General features: G+C 64.8%; 16 protein-coding genes. 7 read left to right on the top strand and 9 right to left on the bottom strand.

The window, feature by feature from the left end; translation table 11 throughout:
- Positions 1-15 precede the first annotated feature (15 nt).
- From Q0602_RS20815 to gshB, 4 genes are all read right to left on the bottom strand, one after another.
- A complete protein-coding gene (locus Q0602_RS20815) occupies positions 16-567 on the bottom strand; it encodes a cupin domain-containing protein (RefSeq protein WP_298847646.1) in 552 nt (183 codons plus the stop codon).
- Between the two features lie 23 nt (positions 568-590).
- On the bottom strand, positions 591-1061 hold the full coding sequence (gene ruvX / locus Q0602_RS20810) for a Holliday junction resolvase RuvX (protein WP_298847645.1): 471 nt from the start codon (positions 1059-1061) through the stop codon (positions 591-593).
- On the bottom strand, positions 1061-1618 hold the full coding sequence (locus Q0602_RS20805; RefSeq protein WP_149436222.1) for a YqgE/AlgH family protein: 558 nt from the start codon (positions 1616-1618) through the stop codon (positions 1061-1063). The genes ruvX and Q0602_RS20805 overlap by 1 nt, the downstream gene beginning before the upstream one ends.
- 136 nt (positions 1619-1754) lie before the next feature.
- The gene (gene gshB, locus Q0602_RS20800; RefSeq protein ID WP_295035821.1) at positions 1755-2720 is read right to left on the bottom strand and encodes a glutathione synthase; all 966 of its coding nucleotides are present in this window, start codon (positions 2718-2720) and stop codon (positions 1755-1757) included.
- A gap of 423 nt (positions 2721-3143) precedes the next feature.
- Between gshB and Q0602_RS20795 the strand changes: the two genes are divergently transcribed.
- The 4 genes from Q0602_RS20795 to Q0602_RS20780 all read left to right on the top strand — a co-directional run bounded on the left by Q0602_RS20795 (position 3144) and on the right by Q0602_RS20780 (position 7000).
- On the top strand, positions 3144-4163 hold the full coding sequence (locus Q0602_RS20795; protein WP_298847644.1) for a TRAP transporter substrate-binding protein: 1020 nt from the start codon (positions 3144-3146) through the stop codon (positions 4161-4163).
- Between the two features lie 64 nt (positions 4164-4227).
- A complete protein-coding gene (locus Q0602_RS20790) occupies positions 4228-4779 on the top strand; it encodes a TRAP transporter small permease (RefSeq protein WP_298847642.1) in 552 nt (183 codons plus the stop codon).
- A complete protein-coding gene (locus tag Q0602_RS20785) occupies positions 4776-6056 on the top strand; it encodes a TRAP transporter large permease subunit (RefSeq protein ID WP_295036382.1) in 1281 nt (426 codons plus the stop codon). The genes Q0602_RS20790 and Q0602_RS20785 overlap by 4 nt, the downstream gene beginning before the upstream one ends.
- Positions 6057-6067: 11 nt before the next feature.
- Complete coding sequence (locus Q0602_RS20780) at positions 6068-7000, top strand: amidohydrolase (protein WP_298847638.1); 933 nt, start codon at positions 6068-6070, stop codon at positions 6998-7000.
- Positions 7001-7049: 49 nt separating this feature from the next.
- On the opposite strand, the gene Q0602_RS20775 is transcribed toward Q0602_RS20780, so the two are convergent.
- Positions 7050-9236, bottom strand: a complete 2187-nt coding sequence (locus tag Q0602_RS20775) for a prolyl oligopeptidase family serine peptidase (protein WP_298847636.1) — start codon at positions 9234-9236, stop codon at positions 7050-7052.
- Between the two features lie 731 nt (positions 9237-9967).
- On the opposite strand from Q0602_RS20775, the gene Q0602_RS20770 reads away from it, so the two are divergent.
- Both Q0602_RS20770 and Q0602_RS20765 read left to right on the top strand, forming a co-directional pair.
- Complete coding sequence (locus Q0602_RS20770; RefSeq protein ID WP_298847634.1) at positions 9968-11347, top strand: GntP family permease; 1380 nt, start codon at positions 9968-9970, stop codon at positions 11345-11347.
- 25 nt (positions 11348-11372) lie between these two features.
- A complete protein-coding gene (locus Q0602_RS20765; RefSeq protein WP_298847632.1) occupies positions 11373-12140 on the top strand; it encodes a glucose 1-dehydrogenase in 768 nt (255 codons plus the stop codon).
- Positions 12141-12150: 10 nt separating this feature from the next.
- Here the strand turns inward: Q0602_RS20765 and mmsB are convergent, their stop codons facing one another.
- From mmsB to Q0602_RS20750, 3 genes are all read right to left on the bottom strand, one after another.
- On the bottom strand, positions 12151-13041 hold the full coding sequence (mmsB, locus tag Q0602_RS20760) for a 3-hydroxyisobutyrate dehydrogenase (RefSeq protein WP_298847630.1): 891 nt from the start codon (positions 13039-13041) through the stop codon (positions 12151-12153).
- Between the two features lie 120 nt (positions 13042-13161).
- On the bottom strand, positions 13162-14655 hold the full coding sequence (locus tag Q0602_RS20755) for a CoA-acylating methylmalonate-semialdehyde dehydrogenase (protein ID WP_298847628.1): 1494 nt from the start codon (positions 14653-14655) through the stop codon (positions 13162-13164).
- 90 nt (positions 14656-14745) lie between these two features.
- On the bottom strand, positions 14746-16056 hold the full coding sequence (locus Q0602_RS20750; RefSeq protein WP_298847626.1) for a hypothetical protein: 1311 nt from the start codon (positions 16054-16056) through the stop codon (positions 14746-14748).
- Positions 16057-16231: 175 nt separating this feature from the next.
- Here Q0602_RS20750 and Q0602_RS20745 point away from each other — a divergent pair, with 175 nt between their 5' ends.
- Positions 16232-17149, top strand: coding sequence for an AraC family transcriptional regulator (locus Q0602_RS20745; RefSeq protein WP_298847624.1), 918 nt, complete (start codon positions 16232-16234; stop codon positions 17147-17149).
- A 69-nt stretch (positions 17150-17218) separates the two neighbouring features.
- Here the strand turns inward: Q0602_RS20745 and Q0602_RS20740 are convergent, their stop codons facing one another.
- Complete coding sequence (locus tag Q0602_RS20740; protein ID WP_295036393.1) at positions 17219-17635, bottom strand: RidA family protein; 417 nt, start codon at positions 17633-17635, stop codon at positions 17219-17221.
- Between the last annotated feature and the right edge of the window lie 123 nt (positions 17636-17758).

The raw sequence follows: 17758 nt of genomic DNA, 5'->3' as shown, positions 1-17758 counted from the left end.
GGCTGCCACGAGCGATCAGAACGTCTTGGCGGGCGTGGCGCAGCTGACCAGACGGCAGGCCGACTTGCCGGGATTGCGGAAGCGGTGCGGTATGTTGGTGTTGAAGTAGTACGCCTCGCCTGCCACCAGCAGCCGTGTCTGGGCACCGATGGTGATCTCGATCTCGCCGTCGAGAATCACCCCGGCCTCCTCTCCCTGGTGCGCGATCATCTCGCGCCCGGTATCGCTGCCGGCCGGGTAGGTCTCGATCATGAACGACAATGCCCGCGCATCGCGGTTGGCGCCCACCAGCTTGTAGATCACGTCACCGCTGCCGACGTCCGTCAGCTCGTCGGCGCCGTAGAAGACCTGGTTGCGGTTCTCCAGGTCCATGGTGAAGAAATCCCCCACGCTCATGGGGATGGCATCGAGGATCTTCTTCAGCGAACTGACGGAGGGGCTGACCTTGCCCTGCTCGATCAGCGACAGGCTCGAATGCGTGACACCGCAGCGCTTGGCCAGCTCCCGCTGGGAAATGCCGCGTAGGGTTCTCAGAGCCCGCAGGCGGGCACCGACATCATCAGACATCCATTCTCTTCCTCAGGCGATGGTCACCGTACGCCGGGGATACCGGACGGGAGCGACTCGCGGTTGAACCAGTTTTCGAGAATCAGCTGGGCGGCGATGCCGTCGACGCCACGATCGCGGTAGTTGCCCTTGTGGCCCTGCTCCCTGGCGATCTGCTTGGCGGCGCGAGTGGTACCGCGCTCGTCGAACATCTCCACCGGCTTGCCGAAGCGGCCGTGCAGCCGATTGCCGAACTTGCGCGCCCGCACGCTCATGTCGGACTCGCTGCCGTCGTCGTGGATCGGCAGCCCCACCACCAGCAGGTCCGGCTGCCACTCCTCCAGGAGCTTCTCGACGACGACCCAGTCGGGAATGCCGTCGCGGGCGGGCAGCGGCTCCAGGCCACTGGCGGAGCGCAGCATCTCGTTACCGACCGAGACGCCGATGCGTCGGGTACCGTAGTCGAACGCCATCACCAAACGCTGCCCGATCCGGTCGCCGGTCGCCGATGCCATCAGGCGTGCCCGGCGTCGCGGGTCATCAGGTTGAGATCGACGCCGAGGATACCGGCGGCGGCGCTCAGGCGCTGCTCCGGCGGGCGATCGAACAGGATCGCGGCGTCACCCTCGGCGATCAGCCAGGTGTTCTGCTTGAGCTCGTCCTCGAGCTGGCCGGATTTCCATCCCGCGCAGCCCAGTGTCACCAGATAGTGCTCGGGGCCGCGCCGCTGGGCGATCGCCTGCAGCATGTCCATCGATGTGGTCAGCGCCAGACCCTCGGCGACCTGGATGCTGGAGTCCCAGTCGCTGGCGTTGCCGCGATGCAGGATGAAACCGCGATCGCGATAGGTCGGTCCGCCGTTGTAGACCAGCACGTCGTTGTGCGGGCCGGGCTCGGATTCGATGTCGAGCTGTTCGAACAGCCCATCCAGGGTCAGCTCGGAGGGCCGGTTGACGATGACGCCCAGGGTGCCGTCGTCATCGTGATCGCAGAGATAGGTCAGCGTCCCGGCAAAGTTGGGATCTTCCAGGTGCGGCATCGCCATCAGGAAGTAGTGCTTGAGGCTCTGCATCGGCGTAGGCATGGATGTTGGCCTGATCGTTGGCATAGGGCTCCATCGGACATCGCGCAGCGATTCGGCGCTCGAGCCGCGAGCGCCGGTCATAGGGGAAATGGGCTCATTGTAACACTTCTGCCCCTCCAGGCTCTCAGCCCCGGCCCTCCAGCCGTCCGGCGATCGCGGTCATCAGCAGCCCGGCGATGTCGGTGCCGCGCTGGTCGTCGATCTCGCGCACGCAGGTGGGGCTGGTGACGTTGATCTCGGTGATGTAGTCGCCGATCACGTCGAGACCGACGAACAGCAACCCCTTGTCGCGAATCATCGGCTGCACCTGCTCCACCAGCCAGTAGTCGCGATCGGTCAGCTCACGGGAGACGCCGCGCCCGCCGGCGGCCAGGTTGCCGCGGGTCTCGCCGGCACTGGGGATGCGCGCCAGGCCGTAGGGCACCGGTTCGCCGTCGACCAGCAGGATCCGGGTGTCGCCATCCTTGATCTCCGGCAGATAGCGCTGGGCCATGATCTGGCGCTGGCCGCGCTCGGTGAGCTGCTCGATCACCGCGCCGAGATTGCGGCCCTCGGGGCCGATATGGAAGATGCCGGTGCCGCCCATGCCATCCAGCGGCTTGAAGATGGTGTCGCCATGCTCGGCCTGGAAGGCGCGCAGCACCGCGTCGCGGCACGACACCACCGTCGGCGGGATGCAGTGGGCGAACTGCTGGGCGAACAGTTTCTCGTTGCACTCGAACAGCGCCCGGGTCGGGTTGACCACCAGCGTGCCCTCGCGCTCGGCAAACGCCAGCAGGTGCACGGCGTTGAGGAAGTGGCCGTCCACCGGCGGGTCCTTGCGCATCAGGATCACGTCCAGCTCACCCAGCGGCATCGCCTCGCGCTCGCCGAGGTCGAACCAGTGCTGCGGATCTCGATGCACCTTGAGCGGGCGCGCGCTGCCCATGGCTCGCCCCTCGTAGAGGTAGAGATCCTCCTGCTCGAGATAGTGGAGCGACCAGCCCATCGCCTCCGCCGCCCACAGCAGCGCCAGGGTGGTGTCCTTCTTGTAGGTGATGTCGGCGATGGGGTCCATCACCACGCCGAGCTTGACGGTGTTCTGACTCATCGGTGAGGTCTTCCCAAAGAGAGATTGAATGGGTCGCAGTATGACGCAGCCCAGGTCTCATCTGTAGGGGGGCGGAGTAAACCGAAGCGCAGGCGATCGGTCGTGACCAGCGCTCGCCGCTCATTCGGCAGCGGCCGACGACGGCCTACGGGACTAAAGGCTAGGTCTCACGGAACGCCAAAGCGACCAACGTATAATGTATACATTAGCCGTTTAGGCGCAATCTCGGTGCAGAAGCGCATCGATGGACCGACAACCGGGCTCGCGCCTGGCGCCGACATACCCCGACGCAGAAGCCGTCTCGAGTCGGCTTCCGTCCGGCGGGTTCGAGCTCTTCCGGCACGGCGCTTCCCTGTCGTGCCAGGACATGTTGATCGCAGGATCGACGCGTCAGTTGGATGCCCTCAATCGGAGATCGCCTGCATGACCGTCCAGAACCCAATGTCTCGCCCCCTCCTCGCTATCCTGATGGCCGCCGCGGCGGTGCTCGTGCCTTCCGCCAACGCCCAGGCCGCCACGACGCTCAACTTCGCCCACACCCATCCGGTGGAGGACGCCCAGCATCTCGCCGCGGAGCATTTTGCCGATCTCGTCGACGAGCGCAGCGGCGGCGATCTGCAGATCCGCGTCTTCCCCAGCGGCCAGCTGGGCAGCGACACCGCCCTGGTGGCCAGCGCCCGCGGCGGCCAGGTCGATATCGTGCTGACCGGCAACCCTTACTACACCGGCCTGGTCGGCGAGCTGAACGTGCTCGACCTGCCGTTTCTATTCGACGACTACGCCCATGCCTATGCCGTGCTGGACGGCGAGATCGGTCAATCCCTGCTCGCCAGGCTCGGCGATCACGACCTCGAGGGGTTGGCGTTCTGGGAGATCGGCTTTCGCAACCTGACCAACTCCCGGCATCCGGTGGAGAGTGCGGACGACATCAAAGGGCTGACGCTGCGCACCACGCCCAATCCGGCCCATATCGCCGCTTTCAAGGCCTTGGGCGCCAACCCGACGCCGATGCCGTTCACCGAACTGTTCACGGCGCTGGAGACACGCACGGTGGATGGACAGGAGAACCCGGTCAGCCTGATCCGCTCGGCCAATTTCTACGAGGTTCAGGACTACCTGTCGCTCACGGCGCATGCCTATACCGCGGCCCCCCTGGTCATGAACAAGGCCAGGTTCGATGGCTTGAGCCCGGAGTACCAGCAGCTGCTGGTCCAGGCCGCCATCGATTCGGCGACGTTCGAACGCGAGGAACTCGCCCGACGCCTGACCGGCGACCTCGAATTTCTCAAGCAGCAGGGCATGCAGATTGTCGAGGAGCCGGATCGCGCCTCGATGCGCGATATCGTCTCCGCTCCGGTGCAGGCCAGCTTCGCCGAGCAGTACGGCACCGAGCTGATCGAGGCCATCCAGGCGGCAAGGCCCACGACGACCAAAACGGAATAGACCGGCGCCGTGGCGGCTGTCCAACACGATCGACCACCGATTGCCACCTGCAGAGAGGCCCATCATGTCCAGACCGGCACAAGCGAGCGTCCGTACGCCCCTTGGCTCGTTCCAGAAGACGCTGTGTCGCCTGTCACGCCTCACCGAAAAAACCCTCAATCTGGTGATGGTACTGGCCCTGGTGGCAATGATCGCGCTGGTGTTCGCCAATGTCGTGCTGCGCTACGGCTTCAATAGCGGCATCTCGATCAGCGTCGAGCTGTCGCGGTTCCTGTTCGTATGGGTGATCTTTCTCGGCACCGTCGTGGGCCTGATGCGACACGAACACCTCAGCGTGACGACGTTCTCGGATCGCCTGCCGCGTAGGGCGCAGGCCGTGCTGCGGCGGCTGGTGACGCTGGCGATGCTGGTCTGCTGTCTGATGCTGGTCAAGGGCAGCTATGCCCAGACGCTGCTCAACTGGAGCGACCTGTCCCCGATCAGCGGCATCCCCGTGGGCGTCTTCTATCTGGCCGGGCTGGTCGCCGGAGTCCTGATGTCGCTGATCCTGACGTTGCGATTGCTGATGCCGACCCCGCCCACATCGATGCCGAACCGCCAGGAGATGGCACCATGACCATAGGCCTGTTCCTCGTCTCGCTGCTGGCCTCGATCGGGCTCAGCCTGCCGATCGCCTTCGCCCTGCTGGTCAGCGCCGTGGTGCTGATGCTGCATCTGGGGCTGTTCGATTCACAGATCCTGGCCCAGAACCTGATCAACGGCGCCGACAGCTACACGCTGCTGGCGATTCCCTTCTTCCTGGTGGCCGGCGAGGTGATGTCGCGCGGCGGCCTGTCGAAGCGCATCGTGCTGCTGGCGATGAGCTTCGTGGGGCACCGCAAGGGTGGGCTCGGCTTCGTTGCCATCTTCGCCGCCATCGTCATGGCCAGCCTGTCAGGCTCGGCCGTCGCCGATACCGCGGCACTGGGATCGATGCTGCTGCCGATGATGCGCCAGGCAGGCTACCCACAGGGCCGCTCCGCCGGGCTGATGGCGGCCGGCGGGATCATCGCCCCGATCATCCCGCCCTCCATTCCGCTGATCATCATCGGGGTGGCGGGCAGCATCTCGATCAGCAAGCTGTTCCTGGCCGGCATCGTTCCGGGGCTGATCATGGGCGCGACCCTGGTGCTGATGTGGATGTTCATCACCCGCAAGGAGGATCTGGTGGTGGCAAAGAAGGCCACTGGTGCCGAGCGCTTGACCGCGCTGCGCCAGAGCTTCTGGGCCATATTGCTGCCGGTGATCATCATCGGCGGTATCAAGACCGGCATTTTCACCCCCACCGAGGCCGGTGTGGTCGCGGCCGTCTACGCCATGCTGGTATCCACCCTGATCTATCGGGAACTCAATCTCGTCGAGTTGTATGAGGTACTGACGCAGGCAGCGCGCAACACGGCCGTGGTGATGTTCCTGGTGGCGGCGGCCAGCGTCGCCTCCTGGCTGATCAGCATCGCCCAGTTGCCGATGATGGTGGCAGGTCTGCTGGCCCCGCTGGCCGATCATCCCCGGCTGCTGATGCTGGCGATCATGGCTATCGTGCTGATCGTCGGCATGGTGATGGATCTGACGCCGACGATCCTGGTGCTGACGCCGATCCTGATGCCGATCGTCAAGATCGCCGGCATCGATCCGGTCTACTTCGGCATCATGTTCGTGCTCAATTGCGCCATCGGCCTGATCACGCCACCGGTGGGCAACGTGCTCAACGTCATCACCAGCGTGGGCCAGATTAAGTTCGAGAAAGCGGTCATGGGCGTACTGCCCTTCGTCGCGGCCTACGTCGCACTGCTGCTGCTGTTCGTGGCGTTCCCGCAGATCATCACCGTGCCGCTCTACTGGCTGGCAAATTGAGGTCCCCCCTTATGAGCGAACAGCTCCTGATCGATAGCCATCACCACTTCTGGGCGTTGGACGGCAGCGTGCACTATCCGTGGCTCGAGGAGGAGGTCGACGATCACTTCTTCCTCGGCGATTACGCCGCAATTCGCCAACCGTTCCTGCCAGCGGACATCCGGACGCTGATACCTCCGGGCTATCGCCTGGCGGGCACGGTGCACTGCGAGGCCGAGTCGACTCGTCAAGCGCCCGAGGTCGAAACCCGCTGGCTAACGCAGCTCTCCGAGCAGCAGGGACTGCCGGTGGCACTGGTGGGCTGGGCGGCCTTAGCCGATCCAGCCTGCGAGACACAGCTCGATCGCCAGATGGATTCGCCGCTGTTTCGCGGCGTGCGCGCCAAACCGGTGACGGCTGCACGTCCCGATCGATACGACGGTACGCTTGGCGCACCCGGCTCGCTGCAGGATGCCGGCTGGACCCGCGGGCTGCGTCTACTGGAGGAGCGCGAGCTGTCCTGGGATCTGCGGGTGCCGGCCTGGCACCTTGCGGATGCCGCCAGGGCGCTGGAAGAGACCCCCAACCTGCGCGTGATTCTCAACCATACCGGCCTGCCCTGGGACCGCAGCGAGCCAGGACTGGCACGCTGGCGCGAGGGCATGCGGGCGCTGGCGACCAACCCCAGCGTCGCGGTCAAGCTCTCGGAACTGGGAAGCCCCATGGCGAGTTGGGATGAGCACCAGAATATCGCGCTGCTAGCCGAGACCATCGGCATCTTCGGTGCCGAGCGCTGTCTCTATGCCAGCAATTTTCCAGTTACCGGGCTCAATGCGAGCTACGCGACCTGGCTCGCCATGGTCGAGCAGGCCATCGCCGATGCGGCGCCGGACGCCCGTCGGGCGATCCTTCACGACAACGCCGTGCGTTGGTATCGGCTCCCGGTGCTGAGCGCGTCGGACTGACGCCGTCGCGCCCGCGTCGGTCGGGCCTGCCAGGCGGCCACGAGGCGCTCTAACCGGCCGCGCCCAACCGATCCCACAAAAACCGCCACGCCAGCGCGCTCAGCTTCGCCCGCTGGGCGTTGTCCGCCGCGCCGCCGTGGCCGCCCTCGGTATTCTCGAAATAGTAGACGTCACCTGCACCCATCGCCGCCATCTTCGCCATCATCTTGCGGGCGTGGCCGGGGTGTACGCGGTCGTCCCGCGTCGAGGTGGTGAACAGCACCGCAGGATAGTCCACGCCCTCGCGCAGGTTGTGGTAGGGCGAATAGCCCTTGAGGAAATCGTCCCAGTCGGCGCTGTCCGGATCGCCGTACTCCGCCATCCACGAGGCGCCGGCCAACAGCTGGTGATAGCGGCGCATGTCGAGCAGCGGCACTGCGCACACCGCCGCGGCGAAATGGTCCGGGTAGCGGGTGATCATGTTGCCCACCAGCAGGCCGCCGTTGGAGCCGCCCTGGATGCCGAGCCGTTCCGGGGTGGTAATGCCGGTGGCGACCAGGTCTTCCGCCACCGCGGCGAAATCCTCGAACGCCTTGTGGCGTTCGCCCTTGAGCGCGGCGCGGTGCCAGCGCGGGCCATACTCGCCGCCGCCCCGGATATTGGCGACCACATAGGCGCCGCCGCGCGAAAGCCAGCTGCGCCCGGCCCCGGCGATGTAGTGCGGGGTCAGTGATATCTCGAAGCCGCCGTAGCCGTAGAGCAGCGTCGGCAGCGGCTGGGCCGGCCTATCGCCATGGCCACTCGTTGCGCCCTCCACTCCGGCCGGCAGCACCAGGAAATAGGGGATCCGGGTACCGTCCTGACTGGTGGCGAAGCGCTGGGTGACCCGCATCCCCTGCGATTCGAAAAAGCTCGGCGCGCGCTTGATCGTCTCCAGCCGCTCGTCCGACGCCGCCGGATCGCGTTGCGCCAGATCCATCCGCGAGAGCGTGGTGGGCGTGAGATAGTCGGTGGTGATGACGAAGAGCTCATCGCTCTCCTCGTCATCCACGGCCGCGACGCCGATCTCACCGGCGTCCGGCAAGCCCGGGATCGGCTGTGGCGCCCAGTCGTCGCCCTGGCCCGGCGTCAGCACCTGAAGCCGGTGCTTGACGTCCTCGAGGATATCCAGCACCAGGTAGTGCCGCGTCCATTCGAAACCCTCCAGCGAGCGGTGGGCATCCGGCGTGAACAGCACCGTGAAACCGCGATCGCCCCGCTTGAACGCCGGGTAGTCGATCGCCAGCAGCGCGCCGCTGGGGTAGCTCACGGCGGTCTCGCTCTCGCTCCCCTGCGTCCAGTCGTCGCGCAGGTGGACCAGCAACCAGTCCCGGTGCACCACCGCCTGGGCCGAGAGCGGCACTTCGATGGGGAACGCCTCGCCATCGGGCAGCAGCTCGATCAGACGCTGCTCGTAGAACGCCAGCGCATGATGGATGAAATCGCGCTCGAAACCGCGGGTACGGTCGCGGAAGCCGATGGCCATCAGTTCCCGTTTGCCCGCCTCGAACAGCGTGGTCGCCTCGGCCATGGGCTGGCCCCGGCGCCAGCGCTTGACGCAGCGCGGGTAGCCGGAGCTGGTCAAGGAGTCGGCACCGAAATCGGTATAGACGAACAGCGTGTCGCGATCGATCCAGCTCATGCCGCCCTTGGCCTCCGGGCGCTCGAAACCGGCCTCGCCGTTATCGCCGGCTCCGACCCAGCGCTTGTCGATCAGGTCGAACTCGCGGGTCACGTCGGCATCCGCGCCACCGCGGGAGAGCGATACCAGCGCCCGCTCCCAGCGGGCTTCCGGCGTCTCCGGCTCCAGGCAACTGGCGCCATGCCAGACCCAGTTCTCGCCCTCGGCGGCGTTGAGGGCATCGACGTCGATCAGCACCTCCCACGCCGGTCGCGACTGGCGATAGGATTCCCATGTGGTCCGCCGCCACAAGCCGCGCGGGTGCTCGGCATCCTGCCAGAAGTTGTAGTAGTGCTCGCCCCGCTTGACCACGAACGGGATGCGGTCGTCGGCGTCGAGGATCTCGCGCAATCCCGTTTGCAACGTCTCGAACTCGGCGTCTTCGAAGCGCTCTAGCGTCCGCCGGTTCTGATCCTCGACCCAGGCCAGCGCCTCGGAACTGTCGACCGCTTCCAGCCAACGATGAGGGTCTTCGCACGGGGAGCCGGCGGTATCCGGGTCGGCCGCGCGATAACGATGAGGGGGAAAGCAAAGCATGGAGTTCTCCAGACCATGAGGGCTGCCGTCGAGCCTAGCACGCGTCGGTCTATCGCAAGGCGAGTTTTCAGAATCGATCCACCACGGCGGCCCGGAGCCGACTCCGGCACCTTCGATCACGATGACATAGAAGAGTAGTGTCTCGGTCTCGACCATCGCCTTGCAGATGCTCGGAAATTCGCTGCATTTGCCCAGACAGCGGCCGATGCCGATGGGCCGGCCATCGCTGGGCTCGCGAAGCCGGGCGCACGAATTCGAGCAGGTAGCGAAGATGCCCGATCAGCGGATAGTTGTAGAGCACGTCGTGGGGCGAGCGGAGATCCCGCCAGCCAACGAGTGCCAACGGTATCCACAGGAGCAGCGACCAGAGCAGAGGCGGTCAGAAAATGCCGATGACGAAGGTGGCCGCGATCAACGCAGCGGTCAGAAAATAAAAATATTGGCGATACATGATGGGCTGTCCGACGATAAGGGTGACCTTTCACGTGTTGGTCGCACCTGACAAATGTTCAAATCGTCCAAGCCTCGTGGCACTTCGTTGTAAAAAAACAACGAATTTGACGAAAGAGGTTCGATATCGCGCTCGGAAGTACGATTTTTTTTACGAAAATCAACACCTTTCGGAGCCTGAAACAGAGCTGAGCAATGGAGCAACAAAACCAACGTCGTATTTTTAGACACATCACTTCGTGCAACGGTGGGACCGCAACGACCACTTTCGGGAGAGCCTCATGGACGACTGGACGCAGACCCTGACGGCAGGGCCGCTGCTCGGCATCGCCGCCGCAGCGATCGCGCTGCTACTGGTATTGATCATCCGCTTTCATCTACACGCCTTTCCGACGCTGGTGCTGGTCAGCCTGCTGACCGCCTTCGCCACCGGCATTCCGGCCGGCGCCATCGTCGATACCATGACCGACAGCTTCGCCGGCACGCTGGGCTCGGTGGCGCTGCTGGTCGGCTTCGGCGCGATGCTGGGCAAGCTGGTGGAGCACTCCGGGGGCGCCCAGGTGCTGGCCGAGCGGATGGTGTCGCTTTTCGGCGAGGCCCGCGCGCCGTTCGCGCTGGGTATCGCCTCGCTGATCATGGGTTTCCCGATCTTCTTCGATGCCGGCCTGATCGTGATGCTGCCGATCATCTTCGCGGTGGCGAAACGCCTCGGCGGTCCGGTGCTGCTCTACGCCCTGCCGGCGGCGGCGGCGTTTTCGGTGATGCACGTGTTCGTGCCGCCGCACCCCGGCCCGGTCACCGCCACCGAGCTCTACGGCGCCAACCTCGGCCTGGTGCTGCTGGTGGGGATCATCATCGCCTTCCCGATGTGGTATCTCTCGGGTTACCTGTGGGGGCGTTTCGCCGCCAGCCGCTTCGACTTCAAGCTGGAAGTCAGCCTGTTCGGCGGCCGTGACGACGACAAGATCGAGAATCCGCCCAGCGTCGGCACGGTCATCGCGCTGCTGCTGCTGCCTCTGGCGCTGATCTTCCTCAATACCGGGCTCGATTTCGCCCGCGCCGCCGGCGTGGCCGACAGCGAAGCCACCTGGTTCCAGTTCCTCTCCTCGCTGGGCGAGACGCCGATCGCGCTGCTGATCTCGGTGCTGGTGGCGATCTACGTGCTGGGCAGCCGCCGCGGCGAGGGCGGCAGCGCACTGGAGAAGATCGTCGACTCCTCGCTGGGGCCGATCTGCTCGGTGATCCTGATCACCGGCGCCGGGGGCATGTTCGGCGGGGTGCTGCAGGCTTCCGGCATCGGCGACGCGCTCTCCGACTCGATGAGCGATCTGGGCATGCCGGTGATCGTCGCCGCCTACCTGGTCGCGGTGGTCATGCGTCTGGCCCAGGGCTCCGCCACGGTGGCGCTGGTCACCGCCGCCGGCCTGATGGCGCCCGCCGTCGCCAGCGGCGATTTCTCCGCCATGCAGGTGGTCGCGATCACCCTTGCCACCGCCGCCGGCTCGGTGTTCGCCGGCCACGTCAACGACTCCGGGTTCTGGCTGGTGGGGCGCCTGCTGGGCATGGACGTCAAGACCACGCTGATGACCTGGACCGTACAGCAGGCGCTGGAGTCGGTGGTCGGCTTCGTGCTCGCCTGCATCGTCTACCTGATTTTCTAAATTCCCGACGCTCTCAGGGAGAACCATGAAAAACCTCTTCGACATTCAAGACCGGCTGGCACTGGTCACCGGCTCCACCCGCGGACTGGGCCATGCGCTGGCCCGCGGTCTGGCCCAGCAGGGCGCCCATGTGATCGTTCACGGTCGCCGCCAGGAGGCGGCCGAGGAAGCCGCGCGGACCCTGGCTGCTGAGACCGGGGCCAAGGTCGACGCCGTGGCCTTCGATGTCACCGACGCCGGGGCCGTGAAAGCGGCCATCGACCCGCTGATCGAACGTCTCGGCGTGCCGGACATCCTGGTCAACAACGCCGGCCTGCAGAAACGCGGCCCGTTCAACGACTTCGACCCTGCCGACTGGGATGCCGTCGTCGCCACCAACCTCTCCAGCGCCTTCTATGTGTCGAAGGCGGTGAGCCCGGCGATGTCGGAACGCGGCAGCGGCAAGATCGTCAACATCGGCTCGGTGCAGTCGAAGCTCGCCCGCGAGACCATCGTCCCCTACGCCGCCTCCAAGGGCGGCGTGGCACTGCTGACCCAGGGCATGGCGGCGGACCTGGCGCGCTACGGCATCCAGGTCAACTGCCTCTCGCCCGGCTACTTCCAGACCGACATGAACCAGGCGCTGTGGCAGGACGCCGATTTCAACGCCTGGATCGAGAAGCGCACGCCGGCGCAGCGCTGGGGCCAGGTCGAGGAACTGGTGGGCACGCTGGTCTACCTCTGCTCCGGAGCGTCGAACTTCGTCTCCGGGCAGAACGTATTCGTCGACGGCGGCATGACCTCGGTGGTGTGAACCTTCGGGATCACGCGCTTCGGCTCGCGTAGAGGCGCTGAATGCTGGAGAAATCCAGCGCCTCGTTGCCGGCATTGGCATGCAGGGCGTACAGGCTTCTGGCCAGGGCGCCCATCGGCGTGGAGGAGCGACTGGCCAGCGCCGACTGGAGTGCCAGGCCGAGATCCTTGTTCATCAGCTTGACCCCGAAACCGCCCCGGTAGTCGTTGCTGGCGGGTGCGTTCTCCATCACGCCCGGCCAGGGGTTGTAGACCTTCAAGGCCCAGTTGCTGCCGGAACTCTCCGCCATGACCTGCGACAGCACGGCCGGGTCCAGGCCGTTGTCGACGCCGAGTTGCAGCGCTTCGGCGGTCCCCGCCATCAGGATGGCCAGCAGCATGTTGTTGCAGATCTTGGCGACCTGCCCGGCCCCGCTGTCGCCTGCGCGGAAGACGTTGCGCCCCATCACTTCCAGTAGCGGGCGCGCCCTTTCGACCGCGGCTTCCGGCCCGCCGCAGATGAAGGTCAGGGTCCCGGCGCGCGATCCGCCGACGCCACCCGAGACCGGTGCGTCGATCATCGTGCGCCCGCTCTCGCCCGCGAGTGCCGACAGTTTGCGGGCCGTGGCGGCATCGATGGTCGAACAGTCGACGATCAGGCTGGCGGGATCGATCGCCGAAAGGATGCCCGCCTCACCGAGATAGAGCTCCTCCACGGCCTGCGCCGACGGCAGCATGCTGATCACCATTTCCGCGCCGGAGACCGCCCGCCCCGGATCCGGCGCGGCTTCGGCACCGTTCTCCACTGCTTCCTCGACCAGGGCCGGGACCAGATCGAAGACGCGGACCCTGTGGCCCGCCTTGACTAGGTTGGCGGCCATCGGTCCGCCCATGTTGCCGACACCGAAAAATGCAATGTCCATGTCATGTCTCCCGCGTTGCGACTGTGACTGAAAGGGGTAAAGCTCCTACTGAAAGGGGTAAAACTCCTGCCAAAAAGGGGTAAAGCCCCCGAAGCACCGAAAACGACCGCCGCGTTGCCGTCATTTCAACTGGATCGAGAGATTGGGGCCGGCCATGGCCTCCTCGTCGAACCAGCGGCTGGTGACGGTCTTGGTCTCGGTGTAGAAGCGCACCGCCTGTTTGCCGTAGGCGTGCTGGTCCCCGTAGAAGGAGCCCTTCCAGCCGGTGAAGCTGAAGAACGGCAGCGGCACCGGGATCGGCACGTTGATCCCGACCTGCCCCACCTCGACCCGGTGTTGATAGCGCCGCGCCGCCGCCCCGCTGGCGGTGAAGATCGAGGTGCCGTTGCCATAGGGGCTGGCGTTGACCAGCGCGATGGCTTCGTCGAGGGTATCGACGCAGACGCAGCAGAGCACCGGCCCGAAAATCTCTTCACGATAGATCGACATTTCCGGCGTCACATCGGTGAACAGGGTCGGCCCGACCCAGTTGCCGTCGGGCAGCCCCTCGACCTGGCAGTCGCTGCCATCAAGTCGGCAGGTCGCGCCCTCCGCCTTGCCCTTGGCGATCAGGTCGAGAATTCGCGCCTTGGCCTGAGGGCTGATCTGCGGGCCATAGGCGGCCTCGGGATCGTCCCAGGCGCCGGGACGCAGCTCGGCGAAGGCGGCGGTGAGCGACTCGATGCAGTCGCGCGCGCTGCCGACGAACACCGCCACGCTGATCGCCATGCAGCGCTGGCCGGCGGCCCCGCAGGCGGAGCCCACCAGCGCATTGACCACCTGGCGCGGATCGGCGTCCGGCATAACCACCATGTGGTTCTTGGCCCCGGCGAAGCACTGCGCGCGCTTGAGGTGGTCGGTAGCGGTGCGATAGACGTGCTGGCCCACCGCCACCGAGCCGACGAAGGAGACCGCCCGAATATCGGGATTCACCAGCAGCGCATCCACCTGCGCCTTGCCACCATGAACCACCTGCAGCAGATCCGGCGGGGCACCGGCCTCGAGGAACAGCTCCGCCAGCAGGTTGGGCGTCATCGGATCCTGCTCCGAGGGCTTGAGCACGAAGGTGTTGCCACAAGCGATGGCCAGCGGAAACATCCACAGCGGAATCATTGCCGGAAAGTTGAACGGGGTGATCCCGGCGCATATCCCTATCGGCTGGATCCACGAGTGGGTGTCGATGTTGCGGGCCACGTTTTCCGCGGTCTCCCCCATCATCAGCGAGGGTACGTTGGCCGCCTGCTCGACCACTTCGATACCGCGCCAGACATCGCCCTTGGCATCATCGAAAGTCTTGCCGGTCTCCCTCGCCAGCACCTTGGCGATCTCTTCATGACGCTCCTTCAACAGCGCCTGATAGCGCATCATCAGCCGCGCCCGCTCGCTCACCGGCACCTCGCGCCAGGACTCGAAGGCGAGCTGGGCGGAGGAGATGGCACGGGCCAGCTCCGACTCGGTCGCCGCCGGTGCTTCGCACAACACCTCCTGGGTAGCCGGATCGGTCACGGGGATCCACTGTTCGGTAGCGCTGGGGGCGAACTCACCCGCGATCAATTGCGGTAAGCGTCGGGTCATGATTCTCTCCTTTGGCATTCTTGGCTGGAACGGCTTGGATCTTCATGTGTTACCCACGGTCGGTGGCCGGATCGAGCCTCTCCGGGGGAATCAGGCCACCGTGTAGAGCACGACCGCCATGACCAGCACGAGGGTCGGTACCAGTACGCTGACAACGAATATCGTCGGATAGGCTCGCTGGTGGGTTTCCTTGCAAACCGCACGGATGGTCGTCACCACGTAGCCATTGTGAGGAAGTGAATCCAGTCCTCCGGAGGCCAGCGAGGCGATACGATGCATGGCGCCGTTATCCAGGCCCATTGCCTGATAGGCGGGAGCCAGAATCGGCAAGGCGATACCGAGACCGCCCGATGCGGAGCCCGTGACGCCGGCGATCACGGTAATGGCCATGGCCAGTCCGGCGTACTCCATCCCCGGCAAATCCGTGAGCGTTCCGACGATGGATTGAAATGCCAGGGTGTGGGAGGCGACGGCGCCGAACCCCACCACGGCGCAGGTATTGGTGGTTGCCATCAGCGCATTCTCGGCGCCGAGTCCGAGTATCTTCGAGCGCTGTGCCAGATGACGGTGGAAGAGCAAGAATCCCAGCGCAAGGCTGGCAGCCATGGAAGTCAACAGCGCCTCGACGGCACTCATCTCCATGCCCGACGACAGCCCGTTGAAGCCCCCGACCAGTACCAGCAACGGAGCCAACGCGGCCAGCGCAGGAATGGCGTCGTGCTTTTCCGAATCGCAACGATGCTGGCCAGGCTGCGGAGGATCGAAATGCTCACCAGATCTCACGGCGCGGGCGACCATCAGTTTAAGGCAGTAGGCACCCAGCAGCAGGATTGTCACGGAACAGAACAGACCGATCCAACCACCCGCCATGGCGGTCGTGTTGAAGTATTCGGTGGGAATCAGATTCTGCACTTCCGGGGAACCGGGTGATGTCATGGTGAAAGAAATGGAACCGAAAACCATGGCACCAGGAATGAACCGGTGCGGCAGATTGGCACTCTTGAAGAGTTCATAGGCAATGGGGTAGACACTGAACCCCACCACGAACACGCTCACCCCGCCGTAGGTCATGATCGCTGAAGCCCCCACCACGGCCGCGATCGCGCGCTTTTCGCCGAACCAGTCCCGGGATTTCCGCGCTATCGTTCGGGCGGCGCCGCTGTCGTCCATGAGCTGGCCGAAGATCGCTCCCAGCAAAATGGGCGGAAACCAGGAAATGAAGAAGCCGGTAAAGCCTTCCATGTAATTACCGAGCATGGTCTCCCAAAAAGGCAGTCCGCTGCAGATCGTGACGATAACGGCACAGGAGACCGCCGAAATGATGATATTGACACCGCGCATGGTCAGCACGACCAACAGTGCCAGGCCTAGAAAAAGACCGAGGAAACTGGCGAGCAACATGGCGCACCTCTTTTCTTGTAATACTGCATTTTTTAGCCGAATTCTTGTTTATCTCGATCGGCTTCGATTTTCAGGCTTTTTAACGAAAGATCGGATCGGCTATGCACGATCAATGGCTAATAGGTATCACGCTGGCAGTGGCACTAGGATGGTGGAAATTGCCGGGAGATGGACAATGTTGCGCCATCAGACGAAAGACGACGTCACCCCATTGGCTGAAACATCGCACTGGCCCCTGACAATCGACGGCCGCCGGGTGGTGATCCCGCATCCGTTGATAATGTCGCTATCGAACCATCCGCTGTGTGGCGACTGCCTGCCCCACGGGGTCGGCTACTATCCCATGGCCGCCGGTCATCACATGTACCGCCGGGCTCCCAAGGATCATCTCGCGATCTACTGCGTGGCGGGCTCGGGCACGGCAGAACAGAACGGTCGCCAGGTATCCGTGGGCGCCGGGGACATCCTGCTGCTCCGGCGGGCCGTCGCCCATCGCTACTGCGCCAATCCACACGACCCCTGGAGCATCTACTGGGTCCATCTGGGCGGACACCAGGCCGATGCCTACTTCGATGCCGTTCTCGGAGACGCCGACACCTTCCTCATCGGTGTCGGCAGGCACTCCAGGATCCTCGAGGAGTGGGAACTGCTGCTCACCACCGCGACCCGCTTTCGCGCCCCGCACTTGATCCATGCCGCCAACCGGCTCAAGAGCCTGCTGTCACTGCTGGCGCTGCTGCGGCATCAGTATCGGGAACGACACGCACCGCTGGACGTGGCCCAGGTCGACGCCTGGTTGCAGGCCCGTATCCACCAGCGCATCGAACTGGCGCAACTGGTCGAGGCCACCAGCGCCCTGTCGCAATTTCAGTTCATCCGTGAATACAAGCGCCTGACCGGACAGGCGCCGATGCAGGCGTTCCAGCATCTGAAAATCAGCCGTGCCTGCTATCTGCTCGACGTCACCGATCTCAACATCGCGCAGGTGGCCAACCGGCTGGGTTACGAGGACCCCTACTACTTCTCCCGGCAGTTCAAGAAAGTGATGGGCGTCGCGCCCCGTGACTACCGCCTCGAACGCTCGCCACATTGACCCCCTCTCTCCCCTGGCATGGCCTGGCCGGACGGATCGTCTCGCCCCCTGGGCGACTGGCCGCGGGCATCAGCCGCTGTTGGGAATTCGCGCCACCACCTTGATCTCGAAATCGAACCCGGCCAGCCAGGTCACGCCCACGGCGGTCCAGTTGGGATAGGGCGGCGCGGGGAAGTGGCGCGACTTGGCCGCCAGCACCGTCTCGAACTGATGCTCCGGATCGGTGTGGAAGGTGGTGACGTCGACGAGATCCTCCAGCCCGCAACCGGCAGCGGCCAGCACCGCCTTGAGGTTGTCGAAGGCGAGCGCGACCTGGCGTTCGAAATCGGGCTCCGGCGAGCCATCCTCCAGACTCCCGACCTGACCGGAGACGAACAGCAGGTCGCCGGAGCGAATCGCGGCCGAGTAGCCGTGCTTCTCGTAGAGTGCACTACGGTTGGCCGGAAAGACCGGCTGCGGCGACTGGGTAGGCTGAGCTTGCGACATGGTTTGACTCCTTGGGGAGAGTGCGACGCGCGAGGGCGCCAGGGAATTGACATACGAAGCGTATATTAATGACGCATACGCCGCGTATGTCAAATTAATATACGCCGCGTATGCCATTTATTT

It is taken from the genome of uncultured Salinicola sp., from assembly GCF_937921195.1.
In the GTDB taxonomy this organism is placed as follows: domain Bacteria; phylum Pseudomonadota; class Gammaproteobacteria; order Pseudomonadales; family Halomonadaceae; genus Salinicola.
The sequence above is the reverse complement of the archived record's forward strand: the minus strand, read 5'-3'. Positions and strand labels throughout refer to the sequence as shown.

Bases quoted from the DNA above. Each gene is read 5' to 3' on its own strand.
- Q0602_RS20815 (WP_298847646.1), bottom strand. From the start codon at position 567: ATGTCTGATGATGTCGGTGCCCGCCTGCGGGCTCTGAGAACCCTACGC.
- ruvX (WP_298847645.1), bottom strand. From the start codon at position 1,061: ATGGCATCGGCGACCGGCGACCGGATCGGGCAGCGTTTGGTGATGGCG.
- Q0602_RS20805 (WP_149436222.1), bottom strand. From the start codon at position 1,618: ATGCAGAGCCTCAAGCACTACTTCCTGATGGCGATGCCGCACCTGGAA.
- gshB (WP_295035821.1), bottom strand. From the start codon at position 2,720: ATGAGTCAGAACACCGTCAAGCTCGGCGTGGTGATGGACCCCATCGCC.
- Q0602_RS20795 (WP_298847644.1), top strand. From the start codon at position 3,144: ATGACCGTCCAGAACCCAATGTCTCGCCCCCTCCTCGCTATCCTGATG.
- Q0602_RS20790 (WP_298847642.1), top strand. From the start codon at position 4,228: ATGTCCAGACCGGCACAAGCGAGCGTCCGTACGCCCCTTGGCTCGTTC.
- Q0602_RS20785 (WP_295036382.1), top strand. From the start codon at position 4,776: ATGACCATAGGCCTGTTCCTCGTCTCGCTGCTGGCCTCGATCGGGCTC.
- Q0602_RS20780 (WP_298847638.1), top strand. From the start codon at position 6,068: ATGAGCGAACAGCTCCTGATCGATAGCCATCACCACTTCTGGGCGTTG.
- Q0602_RS20775 (WP_298847636.1), bottom strand. From the start codon at position 9,236: ATGCTTTGCTTTCCCCCTCATCGTTATCGCGCGGCCGACCCGGATACC.
- Q0602_RS20770 (WP_298847634.1), top strand. From the start codon at position 9,968: ATGGACGACTGGACGCAGACCCTGACGGCAGGGCCGCTGCTCGGCATC.
- Q0602_RS20765 (WP_298847632.1), top strand. From the start codon at position 11,373: ATGAAAAACCTCTTCGACATTCAAGACCGGCTGGCACTGGTCACCGGC.
- mmsB (WP_298847630.1), bottom strand. From the start codon at position 13,041: ATGGACATTGCATTTTTCGGTGTCGGCAACATGGGCGGACCGATGGCC.
- Q0602_RS20755 (WP_298847628.1), bottom strand. From the start codon at position 14,655: ATGACCCGACGCTTACCGCAATTGATCGCGGGTGAGTTCGCCCCCAGC.
- Q0602_RS20750 (WP_298847626.1), bottom strand. From the start codon at position 16,056: ATGTTGCTCGCCAGTTTCCTCGGTCTTTTTCTAGGCCTGGCACTGTTG.
- Q0602_RS20745 (WP_298847624.1), top strand. From the start codon at position 16,232: ATGTTGCGCCATCAGACGAAAGACGACGTCACCCCATTGGCTGAAACA.
- Q0602_RS20740 (WP_295036393.1), bottom strand. From the start codon at position 17,635: ATGTCGCAAGCTCAGCCTACCCAGTCGCCGCAGCCGGTCTTTCCGGCC.